We start from the raw sequence: 697 nt of genomic DNA, 5'->3' as shown, positions 1-697 counted from the left end.
CGCCAGTCAGCCCCTGGGTTTTGATGGCCTCTTCATTCCGGTACACCTTGGCGATCTGTTGCAGCGCGTCGGTGACTGTCTCCGGGTGATCTTTCTGTGCCTCGATAAAATAACGGCGACCATGCACCCAACATTGGGCATGGATGACGCTCTCCTGAGCGGCAGCGTAGCGGGCATAGGCCGCGTAGCCGTCACTGATCAGGGTGCCGCTGAACGATTCGCTGAGTACTTCTTCGATATGGGCACGCCCACGGCTGTTCGAGTAGGTGAACACCACCTCGTCGGCATCGCCGTATAACGGCCAGAACCAGCCAGTTTTCATCTTGCCCCTTTGCGGGCCGGCCCGGCCCTGATGACCGGCTTTGATGGGCGTTTCATCCATGGCCAGCACCCGACTGCGCAGCACATTGTCGGTCTGGGCATCCACGATGGGTCGCAGCAGGTCGATGGCACGCTTGACCAGGTTCGTCAGGGTGCTGCGACTGACGGTGATACCGGCCTGCTGGATGCGCTGGTGTTGACGATACAGCGGCAGGTGGAACTGGAACTTGTCCACCAGCAGCCCGGCCAGCAGGCTGACGTCGGCCAGGCTGTTGTCCAGCACGTTGAACGGAGCCAGAGTCGTCACCGGCTTCTCGGCCCCCTTTCGCCGGAACACCGGGCGTTCGCACTTAAGCACCACATAACTGGAGGCACG

The 697-nt window shown here is 61.3% G+C and carries 1 protein-coding gene; it reads right to left on the bottom strand.

Annotation, left to right across the window (positions count from 1 at the left end):
* The coding region (tnpC, locus tag MLC59_RS19880) for an IS66 family transposase (RefSeq protein ID WP_248237340.1) at positions 1 to 697 on the bottom strand (697 nt) is incomplete at both ends.

Origin of the sequence: Marinobacter bryozoorum, from assembly GCF_023156245.1 — a bacterium.
In the GTDB taxonomy this organism is placed as follows: domain Bacteria; phylum Pseudomonadota; class Gammaproteobacteria; order Pseudomonadales; family Oleiphilaceae; genus Marinobacter; species Marinobacter bryozoorum.
This window is presented reverse-complemented; position numbering and strand designations above follow the sequence as displayed.